The organism is Micromonospora sp. DT31, assembly GCF_049841795.1.
In the GTDB taxonomy this organism is placed as follows: Bacteria; Actinomycetota; Actinomycetes; order Mycobacteriales; family Micromonosporaceae; genus Micromonospora.
Genome location: NZ_JBNCKZ010000021.1, coordinates 12,948 through 30,306, shown reverse-complemented (window position 1 = coordinate 30,306; position 17,359 = coordinate 12,948). Strand labels below are relative to the sequence as shown.

Here is a 17,359-nt window from a genome sequence, read left to right as displayed (position 1 = left end):
CGGGCATGGACGTGTTCTCGCGTACGTTCCTCCCGGCCGCCGCCGAGACCGGCCTGGCGACCCAGGCCGTCACCCGTCACATACCGGTGTTCCGTCGATGCGTCGGCTCCGGGGACGCCACGATCCTGGTCACCCGGTGCAGCCGCCCGGACCATTCGGTGGGCGGCGACTATCTGATGCTCCTCACCCACCGTCGACTGGTGGTGACCCGGCAGACCCGGGTGCTGCACCGGCTGCGCCTGCACCTGAACACCGAGTTGCGGGAGCTCAGCAACGTCACGTGGAGCCCCGACCCGCGGTCACACAGCGTGGAGCTGGCGGCCACCGCGATCGACGGGGCCCGGGAGCGGTTCCTCATCCGGACCCACCACTCCCGGCAGGTGTGGCAGCTCGACGCGCTGCTGCACCATGCGTTCCGCACCCGGTTGCGTACCCCGGCGGAGCGGCTGGTGGCAACCATCGGTGAGCCCGCGACGGTTTCCCGGCCGGTGGTGCTGCGGCCCGCGACCGCGCGCTGACCGGCGCTCCGCGCCCGTACGGCGGCCGACGTCCGGTCCATCGGTGGGTATAGGGTGCGTGGGCTGTGGTGACTGATGCAGTGCGCCAGGCTACGCTATGCCCCGACCTGTCGTCGCCTCCATGGAGATTCCGTGAAGCTCTCGATCCTCATGCCGGTCTACAACGAGGAAGAACGCATCGCGGATGCCCTGAAGCAGGCGCTGGCGGTCGACTACCCCTGCGAGATCGAGCTGGTCGTGGTGGACGACGGCAGCCGGGACGGCACCAGCGAGGTGCTCGGCCGGGTCGACGACGCCCGACTCCGGGTGATCACCCACCAGCGCAACGCCGGCAAGGGTGCGGCCATCAAGACCGCCGTCGACAGCGCCGAGGGTGAATACATGGTCATCCTCGACGCCGACCTGGAATACGACCCGCAGGACATTCCGCGCCTGCTGGAGCCGGTGCTCGACGGGCACGCGACGGTGGTGTACGGCAATCGCACCTTCGGCAGCCACAGCTCGTACAGCTTCTGGTACGTGATGGGCAACAAGGGCGTCACGCTGGCCGCGAACGTGCTCTACAACTCCTACATCGGCGACCTGGAGACCTGCTTCAAGTTGATGCCGCTGGAGTTGTACCGCTCGTTGCAGGTCCGCTCCCGCGGCTTCGGCATGGAGGCCGAGGTCACCGGCAAGCTGCTCCGCCGGCGCATCCGCCCGTACGAGGTGCCGATCAGCTACCGCGCCCGGGGCCGCGAAGAGGGCAAGAAGATCACCTGGAAGGACGGCGTCGAGGCGCTCTGGATCCTCGCCCGCGAGCGTGCCCGCCGCCGCCCGGCCGCCGTCACCAACTGAGCGCACGACGCGGACCCCGCACCCCGGCCCGGCCGGAGTCGCGGGGTCCGCGTCGTTTCCCCGGGGGTACCCGTCGGTCGCGGCCGGCGGTGCGGATGGCCCATCCCTGTTCGTTCTGCGCTGGCGCGAGCATGATGGCTTGTCTGTTGCGCACGGAGCCGCCGACCGCCGCGGCCACCGGCAGCAGACCGGCCAGCAGGACCAGTCCGGCGTTGCGGGCCAGCAGCAGAAGCTGCACCATGGTGGACAGGAACACCATCAGCGATATGCCGGTCACCGCGAGAGCGGAGAGGCCCGTGGCGGTGGCGGCGCCGGCTGAGGGAGCGAGCAGCAGGAGTCTCTTGCCGAGGTCGCCGTCGGCGGAGGCGGTCAGGATCCAGTTGGCGTACTCGTCGCCGATCGCGGTGAGCAGCCGCACTGCGGGCACGCCGGCGCCGGCGATCACGACCAGGAGCGCCAGGTTCCTACCGAGCGTGCCGGCCTCGCGGCCGTTGTCCGATGGCCAGCTTGATCGCGGCGATCAGTACGGAGCCGACGGCGATCGCGGCGACCGCCCAGTTGGTGTAGGCCTGCAGACGCGCCACCACGCCGGACTCTTGCGACACGGCGGGGGTGGGGAGGGCCAGCCATCCGGTGACCAACGCCCTGAGCATGTCCGCAGCGGCCTGCGACGCCTCCTCAGCGATCTCGTCGAAGAACCGGGAAGCGGCGTTCTCCAGGATCCGCCCGGGGATGCACCCTGGGTCAGCGATGGGAGCGCAGGGGGGCACTAGCGTGCGCCCCACTCGACGACACCGACAAGGTCGGTCGTCTGCCGGTTCACCGAGGTCCAGGCCCCGCCGGGCGGGGCGACCATGCGCCAGTCGCCGTCGCGCCAACGCAGCGTCAGCGACAGGATGTGATAGCGGGCCGTTCCGACGGACGGTGCGCGGAAGGCGAGCCCGATGACGGCGGTGTCGGGACTGTAGGACTGGTAGCTGAAGCCGGCGATCTCGCTGAGTGAGCCGGGCTGGGCGGGGGCGTCTTGGACGTCGCGGAGCACCGCGAGGAGCCGGTCGCGGTCGGCGCCGGGCTCGAACTGCTGGCTGATCGTCGGCTCCCACGAGTCGCGGCCGGAGGAGAACCCGGCCCGGGTGCTCAGTTGCGCCGCGGCGATCAACGCACCTTCGGGGGTGTGCGCGTAGCCGGCAGCCGTCGCGCCGGAGACCCGGGTCGGGCCTGCCGACGAACTGATCGGCACGGCAACCTGACCGAGCAGCTCCCACCGCACCCCGGCAGGCGCGGTGGTCGGCACCTCGGTCGGCAGGTCCTGCGGTGTGCTGCTGTCGACAGGTGCCGGGCTCGCCGGCGGCGCACCGGTGCTGCCACCGCCGTCACCGCCGCGTGAGGCGATGGCGACTACCACCCCGGCGATGACGACGATCAGTACGAGGACCGCGGAGGCGATGAAGCCGGGTCGGGTCCAGGGCGGACGGTCGGCGAAGTCCTGGGGTGCAGACGGGGCCGGCATCGGACGTTCCTCCTAGATCAGCGCGGAGACCACTGCGGACGCGCTCCCGATGAGGATGCAGGCGGCGAACACCCATCCGAGCTGGGAGAGGTTGGCCATGTCGCACCGCCGCGGCGGTGCGACATGGCCATCTTCGCCGCGGGTGAACAGCACCCCGTCGACGCACGCGGCGGTGGCCAGGTAGGCCACCCACTTGAGCAGCTCAGGAGCTTCTTGCCGATTTCCGGCGGACCGGGGTCGGGGGCTGGTTGGGCGGCGATCGCGGCCTGGAGGTGGTCCAGGTGTTCGATCAGGGTCATCGTTTTGTCTCCTGGGGGGTGTGGACTTTCTGCCAGATCGCCGCGCGCAGCGCCTTGATGTCGGGGGTGCGCCGATGTCGCGCGGATCGTCGGCGGTCAGCAGCGCGTCGATCCACCCGACGCGCCAGAGGGTGGGGACCCAGCCCTTTAGCAAATGCAAGCGTTCGGACGCGATGCGCGGTGCGCGGCGGGGGGACGCGTCGACGGCGACCACGCCGTGCAGCCGGATCACGTTGGACATGCCGGAGCGGCGCCACTGCTCGACTGCGCCGGTGGCGGCCCACGTGCCCGACGCCGAGGTCCGGCACACCAGGACCACGTGGGCCTGCGGCATCGGCGGCGTCACCATCGGCCAGCCGCGGTTGGCGAAGTCCAGTCCGAATCCGACGAGGCTGGCCAGTGTGCTGACGCCGGCGCCGCCGTGACAGCCGAGCCACCACACGGGCGGCCACTGCGACAGATTCGGTGGAATCGCGGCGTAGGGGAGCTGCGGTGCGCGGCCGGGACGGGCGCGGGTGAGCGCTGCAGTCTTCCGTGACCGGCGCGGGTCATTACCACCCGTCACCCGATGCCTCCCCCGCGTTCAGGTCACCGACGAGTATCAGACAGTAGCACCGTGTTTTTAAATGGATCTATGGTGTGGGCTCTGCCGCGATAGGACGCGAAAGGCACCACGGGGAGGCGTCGAATGGCCCGCAGAGCCGAGCTGTCAGCTTGCGTTGGCCGGGCGGTACGGATCGTCGTCGCCGGGGCGGGAGTCGCGTTGGCGTTGGCGCTGGCGGCGTGTGCGGTCGACCCGGCGGCGCCGGTGCCCGGCAGCGCCTCGGCGTACCCGACGCCGGCTGCCGCCGGCGCGTCGGGCGTGTCCAGCGCGGAGCCGCCGGGTCGGGATGACCACGGCCATGAGGTGCCGGATGCGCCGCCGCTGCCGGCGGATCGGGCGGCGCCGGTGGCGGCAGGGTTCGCGGTGGCGTGGGCGCGTTCGGACCTGCCCGGGTCGCCGGTGTGGGCGGCCGCTGGCGTGTCACCGACAACGACTTCCGTCGGGCGGCCAGCCGCGTGCAGGAAGCAGGGCGGGCACCTTCGCGGCGCCCGCCCTGCTTGCATGTCCGCTGGTGGCACAGGTTGAGCTACGTCGGCGTTGCCCTACGCGGCGGCGGGACGCTCCCGCCGGGCAACCTGGGCCAGCGCGCGGACGACGTCGGCAGGCCGCACGGTGATCGGCTCGTCGCCGGCGGCGTCGCGCGTGGCGTAGTGCGCCTCCACGATCTCCCGCAGGATCGCCCCCGGCTTCACGCCCCGGGCCTCCGCGTCCTCCATCACCCGGCGGGCGATGTCGCTCGGGTACCGGGCGGACATGCTCACCTTCGTCGTCGGCGGGGTGTCGTCGACCACCGCGTCGGACCAGTCCCGGCTGTTCAGCGCCTCCTGCGCCGCCCTGACGTCCTCTGCTCGGCTCATCGTCCGCCCCTTTCCATCAACTTGCGCAGTGGCTGCGCCTCGTCGTCGTCGAGCCACCGAGCCCCGACCACCACGTACTCGTCGTCGGTGTCCTCGATGAGCGCCACCGCCAGCAGCCGCCCGTCCGGCACCGCGCCGACGACGTGCATCACCGCGCCGATGTGCCGCACGATCCGGGGTCGGGAGGCGGTGAGCACGTGCAGGGCGGCCTGCCACCCGACGCCAGCGCGGTCGAGCGCCTCCTAGGTGGTGTACGAGAACCGGTACGGGTCTACCGACATGGGGAAAGTATGCAAACGCATACGCCGCGCGGCGTAGCTTCCGGCCGGTCAGTTCAGAAGGCCACCCAGCCGGACAATAGATGATCATGAAAAATCTGGATGCCGCCGACCGTTCGTCGCGACCGCACCACAGCCCTACCCGCACCAAACTCGGCCAGATCCCCGACGGCGGCGGGTGGCGCTATGTCGGCCGAGCCCAGGGCAAACACAACCGTGAGGCCACCGCTCGCCGCACCGGCACCCGTAACCACCTGTGGCAGCCGCAAGTCGGGACAGCCTTCGTGCACACCGTCGTCGACGACCACTCACGGGTCGCCTACGCCGAAATCTGCGCCGACGAGAAAGCCACCACCGCCATCGGCGTACTGCGCCGCGCAACCGCCTGGTTCACCGACCGAGGCGTCACCGTTGAGCGTGTCCTGACCGACAACGGCTCCGCCTACAAGTCCTACGCCTGGCGCGACGCCTGCACCGAACTCGGCATCACCCCGAAGAAGACCCGCCCCTACCGGCCCCAGACCAACGGCAAAGTCGAGCACCCGTTCCCCTGGTGCTGCGCGTGCATCCCGCGTTCGTCGGGCTGTTTCGGCCGGCGGATCTGCAGGTGATCGCAGCGCAGTTCGATCGGGTCCGAAAGTGGGGGAACGGCGACAAACACCAGGTGAGCATCGTACCCGTGCTCGCCGACCCCTTCGCCCGCAATGACCTGGGCAGCGGCACGGACGTCATGCAGTTGCGCGACGAGATCGCCGAGACGTTATGGGAGTTCAGTGCCACCAAGCTCCCGGACGTCTGCCGGGCGCTCGGGCTCGAAGATGGCGACGTCGACGAGGCGATGGCCAGCAAGCGCGCGTACGTGCGTAGCCGAACCAGCGACTACACCCTGGACGGTCAGGTGCCCGTGGCGATGAAGCCGTCCACCGAGCGGCGCAGCCCGGCCGCGTCCAGGCCGTGCCAGCGGTCGTGGTCGTCGGCCGTGCCGTAGCGGCGGAGATCCTCACGACCGACCCCGAGCGCGAGCAGCCGGTGCGGCCGGTCGGCCAGCGCCTCGGCCACCACCCGCGTCGACGTGCCCGCCAGGTACGGCTCGACCAGGATCACCTCGGTGCCGGCCAGCGCCCGCAGCCCGGCGGTGTCGAACGGTCGCGGCCGGTGGGTGTAGGCCACCGTGACCGGCCGGTCGGCCACCGCGGCCAGCGCCGCGTCCAGCATCGGCCCGACCGCCACCAACAGCGGCGTGCCCGGCCCGGCGTCGCGGATCACCCGCAGGTCACCCGCGTCCGGGTACGCGGACGTGTTCTCCCGGACGGACAACCGCAGGTACGTCGAGTGCGACCCGCACACGGCGGAGCGCAGCAGCGACGGCACCTCGTCGGGGTGGCCCGGCACGTGCACGGTCCAACCGTGGAGCGTGTCGAACAGGGCCACGTCCCCCGGCGCGAGGTGGGTGCGTCCCGACTCCGCCCGGTCGTACGAGCCGCCGATGCCGACGAGCACCGCGCCGACGTTCTGGTGGTCGAGGTCCAGCTTGATCTGCTCGTACGTCCGCTCGACCAGGAACGGGGCGTAGCTGTGCACGATCGGCCGCTGTCCGGTCAACGCCAGCCCACCGGCCACCCCGATCATCAACTGCTCCCGGATGCCGACGTTGATCACCCGGTCCGGGTACCGGGCGGCGGCCGGCTCGAACGCGTCGGCGGAGATGTCGGCGAGCACGACTGTCGTACGCGGATCGGCCAGCACCTCCTCGGTGGTGGTGACGAACACATCCCGCATGGTGTCGATCATCGTCATTTTCCGTCCGGGACGACCGCGACGACGACGTGCGGCCGGTGGTTGTCGTGCCCGGTGAGGGCGGTGTGCAGGGCGTCGTGGTCACGCCCGTCGACGGTGGTGGCGCTCCACCCGTTCACGGTGAACCGGCTCGCCGCGCCACCGGGCCAGCCGTACGTGGCCGAGCGGTTGTCCACCACGATCGCGGTCAGGTTGCCGAGCCCGGTCGCGCCCGCGTACGGGATCGCCTCGTGGTTGGAGCCCTCGTCCAGTTCGGCGTCGCCGAGCAGCACGTACACCCGGGGGCCGGTGCGGCCCTGGGCCCGCAGCCCGAGGGCGGTGCCCACGCCCAGTCCGAGGCCGTGGCCCAGCGAACCGGAGCCGATCTCCACGCCCGGCACCAGCGTCCGGTCCGGGTGGTCGCCGAGGCGGCTGTCCGGGCCGCCCTGGTCGTCGAGCCATTCGGCGGGCAGGAACCCGTGGGCGGCGAGCACCGCGTAGTAGCCGGCGACGGCGTGCCCCTTGGAGAGCAGGAAGCGGTCCCGGTCCGGGTCGTCCACCGTGGCCGGGGTGATCCGGAGCACCCGGTCGTAGAGCACGTGGAGCACGTCGAGCGTCGAGTAGACGTTGGGGCCGAACTCGCGGCCGGCGCGTACCCGCTCCAGCAGCGCGCCCAAGTCGGTGGCGGTGGTCGTCGTCATGCCGATAGCCTCCGACCTGAACCGAACTTCAACTCAAGGGGTGTGATGCACGAAGCAACCCTGACCATCGGTCAGCTCGCCCACCGCAGCGGGGTGGCCCAGTCCGCGCTGCGCTACTACGAGCGGCTCGGTCTGATCCACGCCGCCCGCACCGGCGGGAACCAGCGCCGCTACGCCCGCACCGAGCTGCGCCGGGTGGCGTTCATCCGGATCTCCCAGCAGGTCGGGGTGTCGCTGGAGGAGATCCGGGAGGCGCTCGACTCGCTGCCGTCGGGGCGTACGCCCAGCCCTGACGACTGGGCGGCGCTGTCCCGCGCCTGGCGGGACCGGTTGGACGAGCGGATCCGGCTGCTCGGCAAGCTCCGCGACGACCTGGACGGCTGCATCGGCTGTGGCTGCCTGTCGCTGCAGCGCTGCGCGCTCTACAACCCGGGGGACTCGCTGGCCGCCGAGGGGCCCGGCGCGCGCCTCATGCTGCCGCGCCCCGACCAGGGCTGACCAGCAACACCTTGCCCAGGTGGTCGTTGGTCTCCACCAGGCGGTGTGCGTCGGCGGCGTCGGCCATGCCCACCCGGGCGTGCACCACCGGCCGGACCCGGCCCGCCTCCACCAGCGGCCACACCTGCTCGCGTACGCCCCGGACGATCGCCGCCTTCTCGTCGACCGGGCGGGACCGCAGGGCGGTGGCGTGCACCGCCGCCCGCTTCGCCAGCAGCATCCCCAGGTCCAGTTCGCCCTTGCGGCCGCCCTGCATGCCGATCACCACCAGTCGCCCGCCGGTCGCCAGCGCCGCCACGTTCCGCGGCAGGTAGGACGCGCCCATGATGTCCAGGATCACGTCCGCCCCCCGCCCGTCGGTGACCCGGCGTACCTCGTCGACGAAGTCCTGCTCCCGGTAGTCGATCATGTGCGCGGCGCCCAGCTCCCGCAGCCGGTCGTGCTTGGCCGACCGGGCAGTGACCACCACCGTCGCGCCGAGCGCCACCCCGAGCTGGATCGCGAACGTGCCGATCCCGCTGCCACCACCGTGCACCAGCAGCGTGTCCCCCTCGGCCAGCCGGGCCAGGTCCACCACGTTCGACCAGACAGTGCAGGCCACCTCCGGCAGCGCCGCCGCGTCGACCAGGTCCACCCCGGCCGGCACCGGCAGCAACTGCCCGGCCGGCACCGCGACCTGCTCGGCGTACCCACCGCCGGCCAGCAACGCGCAGACCTCCTGGCCCACCGACCACCCGGTCACCCCCGGGCCCAGCGCACGCACCGTCCCCGAGCACTCCAGCCCGGGGTACGCGGACGCGCCCGGCGGCGGCGGGTAGTGCCCCTGCCGCTGCAACAGGTCGGCCCGGTTCACCGCACCGGCGCGCACCTCGACGACCACCTCGCCGGGGCCGGGCTCGGGGTCGGGCACCTCGGCCCAGACGAGTGCCTCGGGTCCGCCGGGTTCCGTGATCGTGATCGCGCGCATGACTCAGTCTTACCCGATCTGCCCCTCGGTCCACGCGCGGGCGAGGATCTCGGTCACCGTCTCCTCGGGCGTCTGGTCCGAGGTGTCCAGCCAGAGCCCGAGCCGGGGCGTGTCGGCCCGGAACCCGGCGTCCAGGTCCGCCACCGGCCAGTCGCCGTACCCGTTCTTCGGCCGGTCCCGCTCGCGGGCGGCGACCACCTCGGGGCGGGGCGCGAGCACCACCACGGCGAGCGGCCGGTGCCGGATGCGGCCGATCATGGCCGGCAGCTCGGCGCCGAGCACCACGTCCTGGAGCACGACGGTGAAGCCCGCGGCGGCGTACCGGTCGGCGGTCGAGGCGGCCAGGTCGTAGCGGAGCCGCAGCTGCCGCCACGCCTCGTCGGTCGGTGCGGCGGTCATCTCGGCCCGCCCGCCGACGATCATGCTGCGGAACACGTCACCGCGCAGGTGCACCGCGCGGGGCAACCGCCGGGCCAGCGCCTCGCCCACTGTGGACTTTCCGGCCGCCATGATTCCGCTGATCAGCACCACTGCCGGGCTCTCCCACACGCACCCATTCTCGCAGCAGGGGTGGGACGGCGGCTTGCCCGGTGCGGGGTTCGTGGCAGACTGGTGCGCGGTCGCGTACCCCTCGGGGACGTGCCGGGAGGGTTCGCCTAGTGGCCGATGGCGCTGGTCTTGAAAACCGGTAAGGCAGCGATGTCTTCGTGGGTTCGAATCCCACACCCTCCGCCCATCTGGACCGCAAAAACGCCCCCTGACCAGCGCGAACGCTGGCCGGGGGGCGCTTCTGTGAATGGCGAGTAAGTCTGCTTCCGTGCGACCTCGTCCTGACCGTCGATGCATGAGGCGACGCGGTGTGGAAGACTATTTCACCGAAACTGCCCACCAGTCGCGGGCGGGCAGCCGCACCCACCGGTCCGGCTCGGTGAATGGGCGGGCGTCGGCAGGGCGCACCGCGGCGTAGGCGCAGCAGTACTCGATGGCGTGGCCCTGGTACAGGAAATCGCGCAGAACTTCGGCCGTGGGCGCGTTCGCCTCGGACCAGCCGCCGCCCGGGTGCAGGTCCCAGCCGGTGATGACACCATCGTGCACGGCCGCGCCCTGGTTGCCGCTCTTGGGGTTGGCGTACATGCCGTAACACACCGTGTCAGCCGACAGCAGCAGCGCGACCAACGGCATGGATGCGCCGTACGCCCAGGGCTGGCTGACGACGAGGCCGCCCGGCACGTCTGTGACACCGAGTGTCCGGATCGACTCGTCCTCGTCAGCGCCCCACATGTCCTCGACGACGATCTGATCCTCGATCACCGTGGCGTCCAGACGCCGTACCGCCTCGGTAGCGTCGATCCCGGCCACGCAGCACAGGCTCATACCTTCGCTGTCGATATCGGCCAGCGCATCGATGAGCCCGCGCGCCTCTGCGACCGTGGCGGCCTCCGCCTCCGTCAGCGTCACGCTCGTGTCGAACAGATCAGGCGTCGCCCCGGCCAGGCTCAGCCGCGCCGGTGACCAGCCGGCCATCATTGGCAGCTCCGGATCCGCGCCGGCGGCCACGAGCGCGCGGGCGTTGGCGGGCTTGCCAGCATGTACGGCGAGCCAGAGCGCGGTGCGTCCGTCGTCGACGGCGTCCACGTCGTCCACGAGCCGGGCCAGTTCCGTCACCACCTCGGACGAGCCCAGCCATGCCGCGTGGTGCAATGGCCGCCCGCGCCCGCCTACGAGGGCGTTCGGGTCAGCGCCGGCCGCGAGCCGTTCCCGCACCACGGCAAGGTCCGACCACGACCCGTACCCCATTCGCGACCAATCGACATCCGTCACCCATGCCTCCCCGATGCCCTCCGAAGGCATCAGAGTAGGAGACGACAGACGGGATACACCTGCCGGCCCCGCGAAGCGGTACGTATAGGGCAAACCCGGGTGCCGGACAAAGCTCGATGCAAACGACAGTGACGTTTGGCACCGCTTGATCGTCGGCAGACCTTGTGTCCGCGAATTCTGACACCACTGCTCAGATAGTCATCCATGCCTCGACTCAAGTTCAGCCGGTCAGCTTGAAGCGGGCCCAGTACTGCCAGCGATACACACCGGCGTCGGGCGGATCGCGCGGCGGCGGTCAGCATGGTCCAGGGCTCGGCTGGCAGATCACCGTCCAGGTCGAGCGCCACCCCGGATTCACCGGCCAGGGCCGGCCCCGCAGTCAGGGCGAACGGAGCGATTCAGCATCGAGTCATGATGCGCCCTGGGCGCGTCAGGGACAGGGCCCGCTGATCGCTCTGGCGCCTATCCGACGTCGCGTAAGCCCCTCGGTCAGCCTGGGTGAGATCAGGCAGTGAACACGCGGCGTTCCGGCTGCTGCCCGTGCGGCGGCAAATAGCCGGCGCGGGCAGGCGACTCGATGACATCTGTCCTGGTCAGGACCTGTGGGCTTAGGTCTTGAAAACCGGTAAGGCAGCGATGTCTTCGTGGGTTCGAATCCCACACCTCCGCTCGGCCGGGCAGGCCCGTCTAGATCAACGAGATGGTGCGCCGACCGCACGGCGACACCGGCAACGGGGTATGAAGGGGCGCAGGACATTTCGCGCGCACCGGAAGGACCCGCTTCGATGACCCTGGAACGACCGATCGCCCCGGACCCGTACGAGCTGCTGCCGACCGTGCCGTCGTTCGACCTGAGCAGCGACGACGTGCACAACGGCGAGCCGATGGACGGGCGGTACGCGCACGGCAGCGTCGGCGGTGGGAACGTCTCCCCGCAGCTGTCCTGGTCGGGCTTCCCGGCCGAGACGAAGAGCTTCGTGGTGACCTGCTTCGACCCGGACGCGCCGACCGGCAGCGGCTTCTGGCACTGGGTGCTGGTGAACCTGCCCGCGTCGGTCACCGCACTGCCCAGCGGGGCGAGCGAGGCCGACCTGGGCGGCGCGTTCAGCGTCCGCAACGACTACGGCGACACCGGCTACGGGGGTGCCGCGCCGCCGCCCGGCGACCGCCCGCACCGGTACGTCTTCGCGGTGCACGCGGTGGACGTGGAGCGGCTCGACGTCCCCGCCGAGGCGAGCCCGGCCTTCGTCGGCTTCAATCTGGCGTTCCACACCCTGGCGCGGGCGGTGATCCGCCCCACCTACCAGGTCAAGGAGTGAGTGTAAGGAAGGCCCCTTATTAACAGACGTCTGTTAATAAGGGGCCCTTCCTTACACCTCAGGCGGGTACGCGGGCGACGGCGAAGACGGACTGGCCGAAGGGCGGCCGGACCCGCTGCTCGGCGGCCTTGGTGACGGGGAGCACCACCGTGTCGTAGACCTTGACCATGGGGCCCTCCTTCGGCATCAGCCGGAAGACCTTGGTGGCCATGAAGTAGCCGATCAGGCCGAGTGCGTTGGCGTAGTGGATCCGCTCCACGCTGAGCCCGGCCTCGGTCATCGCGGTGGCCAGGCTCTTCTTGGTGTAGCGCCGGACGTGGCCGGTGGCGACGTCGGCCGGGCTCATCGCGAACTGGAACGCCGGCACGATGATGATCACCGCGCCGCCGGGGCGGACCAGCTCACGCATGCTGCTCAGTGCCCCGACGTGGTCGTCGATGTGTTCCAGCACGTTGTAGGAGACGGCCGCGCTGTAGTCGCCGGCCTCGTGGTGCGGCAGCAGCATCTGTCGGACCTCGACGTTGGGGTGCTCGCCGAGCCGTTCCTTGAGCTTGACCAGCCGGTCGGGGTCGGCTTCGGTGGCGGTGAACCGGGGTGCGTGCTCGGCCCACGCGGACGCGTAGTCGCCCAGCCCACTGCCGATCTCGATCGGGTTGTCACCGAGGTAGGGCACGGCCAGCTCGACGAACCACTGCCGGTGGTTGACCGCCGTCGCCAGGCCTTCGAGCACCTCCGACTGGACGCGCTGATCCCCAGTGATCTCTGCCATGCGTCGATTCCTCACCATATGACTGACCCGCGCCTGGACCGTCAGAGTCAACCATCTGGATGGCTGTGGGGGAAATCGGAGGACCCGGCTTGGCCGAATTGTTGTCGGATGCGGCGGGTGAAACGCGTCACGTGCAGGTCAGGGCCTGACTACGCTCTGAATTGTCATGACTACTCCCGAATCGGACGCGCCGCCGGACCGGGGGCGTGGCGGGCGGATCGACGCGCTCGCCGTGCTCAGCTTCGTGCTGCTGGCGTTCTGGGTCACCGTGCGGTTGTGGGTCGATCCGCGCAACGGCGTACGGGACAATCGCACCGATCAGGCGCAATTCGAATGGATGATGGCACACGGTGCACGGGTCGTCACCGACTTCGCCTATCCGTTCACCTCGGACCGGATGAATGTGCCGGACGTCGTCAATCTCATGGCGAATACGTCTGTATTATCCATTTCAATCCCGTTGTCACCGGTGACCATCTGGTGGGGTCCTCGCTGGTCATTCTTGATCTTCCTCACCCTCGGGCTGGCCGCCACCGCCACGGCCTGGTACTTCCTGCTCTCCCGGGTGGTCGTCAAGGCCCGCGGCCCGGCCTGGCTGGGCGCCGGCTTCTGCGCGTTCGCGCCGGCGATGATCTCGCACGCCAACGCGCACCCCAACATCGTCAGCCAGTTCGTGGTCCCGCTGATCATCTGGCGCACCATACGGTTGGCCGAGCCGGGTCGCTGGTTGCGCAACGGTGTACTGCTCGCCCTGGTGATCGTCTGGCAGGCGTTCCTCAACCTGGAGATCCTGTTGATGACCGCGCTCGGCCTCGGCGTGGTGGTGCTGGCGCTGGCCATCGGCCGACCCGCGCTACGTTCGGCGGCCCGCCCGTTCGCCGCCGGCCTCGGCGTGGCGGCCGTCGTGTCCGGGCTGCTGCTCGCGTACCCGCTGTGGGTGCAGTTCGCCGGTCCCGGCGCGTACCGCGGGCTCTCCCCGCTGATCCGCGGCTACTCCACCGACCTCGCCTCGTACGTGGCGTGGTCCCGCGAGTCGGTCGCCGGCGACGCCCGGGGCAGCGAACCGCTCGTCAAGAACGCCACCGAGGAGAACGCGTTCTTCGGTTGGCCGCTGGTGATCCTGGTGGCCGCGCTGGTCTGGTCGCTGCGCCGGGACGCGCTCGTGCTCGGACTGGCCGCGGTCGGTGCCGTGTTCGCCCTCTTCTCCCTCGGGCGGGAGATCCACTACGACGGGCGGAACACCGGCATCCCCGGCCCGTGGGCCGCGCTGGAACACCTGCCGATCCTGCACTCGGTGGTGCCCACCCGCTGGTCGCTCGCGCTCACCCCGATCATCGGCGTGCTGCTCGCGCTCGGCGCCGACCGGGTCCGCCGGCTGGCCGCGCGACATCCGGACGCACGCGGCCAGATCCGCTTCGCGACCGGCACCGTGCTGGCCATGGCGTTGCTGCCGATCCTGCCCACCCCGCTGCCGGCCACGCGCCTCGACCCGACCCCGGCGTTCGTCACCTCCGGCGCCTGGCGCCCGTACGTCGCGGGCGACCGCAGCATCGTCACGCTTCCGCTGCCCGACACCACGTACGCGGTGCCCCTGCGCTGGTCCGCGCAGACCCGGCTGGACATGCCGCTGGCCCGCGGCTACTTCCTCTATCCGGACACCCGTCCCGGCGGCGACCGGATCGCCCTGTTCACCGCGCCGCCGCGCCCCACCAGCACGTTCTTCGAGAGGGTACGGGACACCGACGCGGTCCCCCCGATCACGCCGCAGGACCGGGTGGCCGCCGTCGACGACCTGCGCTACTGGCGGGCCGGCGCGGTGGTCCTCGACCCCCGGTTGCGGCAGGCCGAGGCGCTGCGCCGGGCGATGACCGAGCTGACCGGGATCACGCCGACGGCCGTCGGTGGGGTCTGGGTGTGGGACGTCCGCCCACTCGTCGACTGAGCGTCAGTCCTGGCGGACGCAGCAGCCCTGGCAGACCTTGGGCCGGGGCAGGGTGAAGGCGAGGCAGCAGGTGCGCCGCTGCACGGTCGGCTCACCGGCCGTGCCGGGCACCACCTCGACGAGGTCGCTCAGGTCGAGCGCGTCCAGCAGGGTGCCGACGGCCGCCACGGACGACCCGGGCAGCGCGTCCGCCGCGCGCAGGACGCCGTGCGCGATGCCGGAGGCCACCGAGCCGAGCAGGGTACGTGTGCCGATGCGGACCTCGCCCTGGATGGCGGTGATCAGCGGGGCGAAGTGCGCGTCGAGCAGGGACGCGCGCAGCGCGCCGAGCAACGCGGCCTCGTCGGGCACCACCCGGACGCCGGGCGCACCGGAGAGCGCCAGCGGGTCGCCGGGCAGCACGGCCACCGGGGTCGACGCGCGCAGTCCCAGGGTGAGCAGCTGGTGGTGGTCCTCGAAGTGCACAAGCACGTCGGACGGGTCGAGCAGCGGCACGCGCCGGGCCGACGCCCAGCCGAGCACCGCCGGCAGCGCCGTCCAGTAGCTGTAGGACTTCCAGGCCAGCGCGGCGCAGGCGTGCGGGGTGCCACCCCAGCGCCGGCCGGCGGCGGTCAGGAAGCGCGGGAGCAGCGTGCCGTCGATCAGTCGGGAGGCCGGGGCCCACATGTCCAGGTCGTCGTGGACCAGCAGGCCGGGGGCCAGCCCGGGCAGGTCGTCGGTGCCGAACATGGCCCGCAGGGTCGCCGTCACCGGGGCGAACGGGGTGACGGCGTCGCGCCCCGGCATCACCGCAGTCACCTGGCCGTCCCCTGTCTGGTTGCCACTCGGCCGGCGTGCCGTCGACCAGAGCTAAGGCTAGCCTAACCAGCCGCGGAACGGGAGGGGAAGCGGCGGCATCTGTCGGCTGCCGGACGACGACGGCATGAGGGTCGGTGCGTTTCGCCGGCTTGTCAAGATGAATGTCGAATATGAGGCAGTTTTCGTACGCGTGCGACCACTCAACGTGAAAATGGTCTTTCCCTGCGTACGAGGGAGCCGATGACTACCTCACCGATCGAGCGCGCCGCCGACTCGTTCGCGACCGAACTCGCCCGGCACCGCACCGGCCGAGGGCTGTCCAAGAAGCAGTTGGCCACCCTGATGGGCTTCGACCCCTCGTACGTCAGCCACGTCGAAGGGCGCCGGCACCGACCCACCGAGGACTTCGCCCGCCGCGCCGAGGCCGTCCTGGAGGCCAGCGGCGCGATCTGGCAGCGCTTCCGCGAGTACGACGAGCTGCGCCACGGCCGGGCCGGCGGGCCCCACCGCGACCAGGTCCCCGGCCAGTGGCTGCCACCGGGCACCGGCCTGGTGGTGGAACGCGAGATGGCCACGCTCACCCACACCGGCGACGGCTACCACTGCGCGATCCGCCGGGAGCTGTACAACGCCGGCACCGAACCGGTCACCCGCTACCTGGTCCGGGTCGCCGTCGACCGCTACCCCAACGACCCCGGGCGCTCCAACCGGCACCACCGGGAACACCCGCTCACCTTCGCCGAGCTGCAACTGAGCGCCCACCGGGACGATGGCAGCGGACGCGAGTCGATGCACTGGCGTGCCAAGCACGACCGGGACGCGTTCAAGGAGATCTGGCTGCTCTTCGAAAACGACGAGGGCCGCTTTCCGCTCTACCCCGGCGACCGGGTCACCATCGAGTACGCGTACCGCGTCGGGCAGGACAAGTGGGGACCCTGGTTCCAACGCGCCGTACGCCTGCCCACCCGGCACCTGGCGGTGCGGCTCGACCTGCCCGCGGACCTCGACCCCAAGGTCTGGGGCGCGGAGACCTCGCTGTCGGCGGAGGAGGGGCCGCTGCGGACGCCGATCCAACGCCACCCGGCCGACCGCCGGGTGATCTTCGACTGGAGCACCGACGACCCGCCGCTCAACGCCCGCTACCGCATGCAGTGGCGGTTCCGCGGCGCGGCGCCGGACACCGAACCGGAGGCCCCGCCCACCGGCGCCCGGGTCCGGGCCAGCGACCGGATGCGTGCCGTGGGCATCGTGCAACGCGGCGACGACGCGCTGCGGCAACCCGCCCGCCCGTTCCACCTGCCGGCCGAGGAGCCGCAGGCCCGGCAGGTGGTCGACCGGCTCGCGGGGATGCTGGCCCGACTCGACGAGCTGCACCCGTTCAGCAAGGGCGTCGGCCTGGCCGCACCCCAGCTCGGCCTCGACCGGGCCGCCGCACTGGTCCGCCCCGCCGACCGGGCCGCCGACCCGGTGGTCCTGCTCAACCCCCGGATCGTGGACGCCGCCGGGGAAACCGACGAGCAGTACGAGGGCTGCCTCTCCTTCTTCGACCACCGCGGCCTGGTGCCCCGGCCACTGCGCATCGACGTGGAACACGCGCTGTGGGACGGCAGCCGCGTGATCACGTCCTTCGAGTACGCGATGGCCCGGCTGGTCGCCCACGAGATCGACCACCTGGAAGGGCTTCTCTACGTCGACCGGATGGCACCCGGCGTACCGCTGGTGCCGGTGGAGGAATACCGCGAGACCGGCAACCCGTGGCGCTACTGACCGGGCGCCGGTGTGCGGGCCGGTTGCCGGCCCGGCCCGCACACCGGAAACGGGGGGCCGGGTCGCGTGCCCCAGGGGGCGGGGGCACGCGACCCGGC

20 protein-coding genes, 2 tRNA genes and 1 pseudogene are annotated in these 17,359 nt (G+C 71.3%); 10 read left to right on the top strand and 13 right to left on the bottom strand.

Annotated elements, in window-relative coordinates:
- The first annotated feature begins 5 nt into the window (after positions 1-5).
- Both ACLQ2X_RS25050 and ACLQ2X_RS25045 read left to right on the top strand, forming a co-directional pair.
- Positions 6-518 carry a hypothetical protein gene (locus ACLQ2X_RS25050; RefSeq protein WP_425683558.1) on the top strand — a complete coding sequence of 171 codons (513 nt, stop codon included), beginning with the start codon at positions 6-8 and terminating at the stop codon, positions 516-518.
- Positions 519-650: 132 nt separating this feature from the next.
- Positions 651-1,355 carry a glycosyltransferase family 2 protein gene (locus ACLQ2X_RS25045; RefSeq protein WP_425683517.1) on the top strand — a complete coding sequence of 235 codons (705 nt, stop codon included), beginning with the start codon at positions 651-653 and terminating at the stop codon, positions 1,353-1,355.
- On the opposite strand, the gene ACLQ2X_RS25040 is transcribed toward ACLQ2X_RS25045, so the two are convergent.
- The 6 genes from ACLQ2X_RS25040 to ACLQ2X_RS25015 all read right to left on the bottom strand — a co-directional run bounded on the left by ACLQ2X_RS25040 (position 1,345) and on the right by ACLQ2X_RS25015 (position 4,822).
- On the bottom strand, positions 1,345-1,800 hold the full coding sequence (locus ACLQ2X_RS25040) for a hypothetical protein (protein WP_425683516.1): 456 nt from the start codon (positions 1,798-1,800) through the stop codon (positions 1,345-1,347). The genes ACLQ2X_RS25045 and ACLQ2X_RS25040 overlap by 11 nt on opposite strands.
- A gap of 19 nt (positions 1,801-1,819) precedes the next feature.
- Positions 1,820-2,008 (bottom strand): hypothetical protein, encoded by a 189-nt coding sequence (locus ACLQ2X_RS25035; RefSeq protein ID WP_425683515.1) that lies wholly within the window; start codon positions 2,006-2,008, stop codon positions 1,820-1,822.
- Between the two features lie 116 nt (positions 2,009-2,124).
- Positions 2,125-2,865 carry a hypothetical protein gene (locus ACLQ2X_RS25030; RefSeq protein WP_425683514.1) on the bottom strand — a complete coding sequence of 247 codons (741 nt, stop codon included), beginning with the start codon at positions 2,863-2,865 and terminating at the stop codon, positions 2,125-2,127.
- 12 nt (positions 2,866-2,877) lie between these two features.
- On the bottom strand, positions 2,878-3,729 hold the full coding sequence (locus tag ACLQ2X_RS25025; RefSeq protein WP_425683513.1) for a hypothetical protein: 852 nt from the start codon (positions 3,727-3,729) through the stop codon (positions 2,878-2,880).
- 581 nt (positions 3,730-4,310) lie between these two features.
- Positions 4,311-4,625, bottom strand: coding sequence for a hypothetical protein (locus ACLQ2X_RS25020; protein ID WP_425683512.1), 315 nt, complete (start codon positions 4,623-4,625; stop codon positions 4,311-4,313).
- Positions 4,622-4,822, bottom strand: a complete 201-nt coding sequence (locus ACLQ2X_RS25015; protein WP_425683511.1) for a hypothetical protein — start codon at positions 4,820-4,822, stop codon at positions 4,622-4,624. The genes ACLQ2X_RS25020 and ACLQ2X_RS25015 overlap by 4 nt, the downstream gene beginning before the upstream one ends.
- Before the next feature lie 230 nt (positions 4,823-5,052).
- Between ACLQ2X_RS25015 and ACLQ2X_RS25010 the strand changes: the two are divergent.
- Positions 5,053-5,442: pseudogene (locus ACLQ2X_RS25010) on the top strand (DDE-type integrase/transposase/recombinase); the annotation flags it as partial.
- A 68-nt stretch (positions 5,443-5,510) separates the two neighbouring features.
- Positions 5,511-5,891 carry a hypothetical protein gene (locus ACLQ2X_RS25005; RefSeq protein WP_425683510.1) on the top strand — a complete coding sequence of 127 codons (381 nt, stop codon included), beginning with the start codon at positions 5,511-5,513 and terminating at the stop codon, positions 5,889-5,891.
- On the opposite strand, the gene ACLQ2X_RS25000 is transcribed toward ACLQ2X_RS25005, so the two are convergent.
- Positions 5,798-6,682, bottom strand: a complete 885-nt coding sequence (locus tag ACLQ2X_RS25000) for a transketolase family protein (RefSeq protein ID WP_425683557.1) — start codon at positions 6,680-6,682, stop codon at positions 5,798-5,800. The genes ACLQ2X_RS25005 and ACLQ2X_RS25000 overlap by 94 nt on opposite strands.
- A gap of 14 nt (positions 6,683-6,696) precedes the next feature.
- Positions 6,697-7,380, bottom strand: coding sequence for a transketolase (locus ACLQ2X_RS24995; protein ID WP_425683509.1), 684 nt, complete (start codon positions 7,378-7,380; stop codon positions 6,697-6,699).
- Between the two features lie 45 nt (positions 7,381-7,425).
- On the opposite strand from ACLQ2X_RS24995, the gene soxR reads away from it, so the two are divergent.
- Positions 7,426-7,878 carry a redox-sensitive transcriptional activator SoxR gene (gene soxR, locus ACLQ2X_RS24990; protein WP_425683508.1) on the top strand — a complete coding sequence of 151 codons (453 nt, stop codon included), beginning with the start codon at positions 7,426-7,428 and terminating at the stop codon, positions 7,876-7,878.
- Here the strand turns inward: soxR and ACLQ2X_RS24985 are convergent.
- Positions 7,850-8,845 (bottom strand): NAD(P)H-quinone oxidoreductase, encoded by a 996-nt coding sequence (locus ACLQ2X_RS24985; RefSeq protein ID WP_425683507.1) that lies wholly within the window; start codon positions 8,843-8,845, stop codon positions 7,850-7,852. The two genes, soxR and ACLQ2X_RS24985, sit on opposite strands and share 29 nt — an antisense overlap.
- 9 nt (positions 8,846-8,854) lie before the next feature.
- Entirely contained in the window at positions 8,855-9,394 is a 540-nt protein-coding gene (locus tag ACLQ2X_RS24980) for an AAA family ATPase (RefSeq protein ID WP_425683506.1), read from the bottom strand.
- Positions 9,395-9,490: 96 nt separating this feature from the next.
- On the opposite strand from ACLQ2X_RS24980, the gene ACLQ2X_RS24975 reads away from it, so the two are divergent.
- Positions 9,491-9,577: transfer RNA gene (locus ACLQ2X_RS24975), tRNA-Ser, on the top strand.
- A gap of 135 nt (positions 9,578-9,712) precedes the next feature.
- Here ACLQ2X_RS24975 and ACLQ2X_RS24970 read toward each other — a convergent pair.
- Entirely contained in the window at positions 9,713-10,666 is a 954-nt protein-coding gene (locus ACLQ2X_RS24970; protein ID WP_425683505.1) for an ankyrin repeat domain-containing protein, read from the bottom strand.
- A 542-nt stretch (positions 10,667-11,208) separates the two neighbouring features.
- Here ACLQ2X_RS24970 and ACLQ2X_RS24965 point away from each other — a divergent pair.
- Positions 11,209-11,336 (top strand) — tRNA-Ser (locus ACLQ2X_RS24965).
- 115 nt (positions 11,337-11,451) lie between these two features.
- Positions 11,452-11,985 (top strand): YbhB/YbcL family Raf kinase inhibitor-like protein, encoded by a 534-nt coding sequence (locus ACLQ2X_RS24960; protein WP_425683504.1) that lies wholly within the window; start codon positions 11,452-11,454, stop codon positions 11,983-11,985.
- 58 nt (positions 11,986-12,043) lie between these two features.
- On the opposite strand, the gene ACLQ2X_RS24955 is transcribed toward ACLQ2X_RS24960, so the two are convergent.
- Positions 12,044-12,754, bottom strand: a complete 711-nt coding sequence (locus ACLQ2X_RS24955) for a class I SAM-dependent methyltransferase (protein ID WP_425683503.1) — start codon at positions 12,752-12,754, stop codon at positions 12,044-12,046.
- 166 nt (positions 12,755-12,920) lie between these two features.
- Between ACLQ2X_RS24955 and ACLQ2X_RS24950 the strand changes: the two genes are divergently transcribed.
- Positions 12,921-14,696, top strand: coding sequence for a hypothetical protein (locus ACLQ2X_RS24950; protein WP_425683502.1), 1,776 nt, complete (start codon positions 12,921-12,923; stop codon positions 14,694-14,696).
- A 3-nt stretch (positions 14,697-14,699) separates the two neighbouring features.
- Here the strand turns inward: ACLQ2X_RS24950 and ACLQ2X_RS24945 are convergent, their stop codons facing one another.
- Positions 14,700-15,482, bottom strand: a complete 783-nt coding sequence (locus ACLQ2X_RS24945) for a hypothetical protein (protein ID WP_425683556.1) — start codon at positions 15,480-15,482, stop codon at positions 14,700-14,702.
- A 252-nt stretch (positions 15,483-15,734) separates the two neighbouring features.
- On the opposite strand from ACLQ2X_RS24945, the gene ACLQ2X_RS24940 reads away from it, so the two are divergent.
- Positions 15,735-17,261 (top strand): peptide deformylase, encoded by a 1,527-nt coding sequence (locus ACLQ2X_RS24940; protein WP_425683501.1) that lies wholly within the window; start codon positions 15,735-15,737, stop codon positions 17,259-17,261.
- The last annotated feature ends 98 nt before the right edge of the window (positions 17,262-17,359 follow it).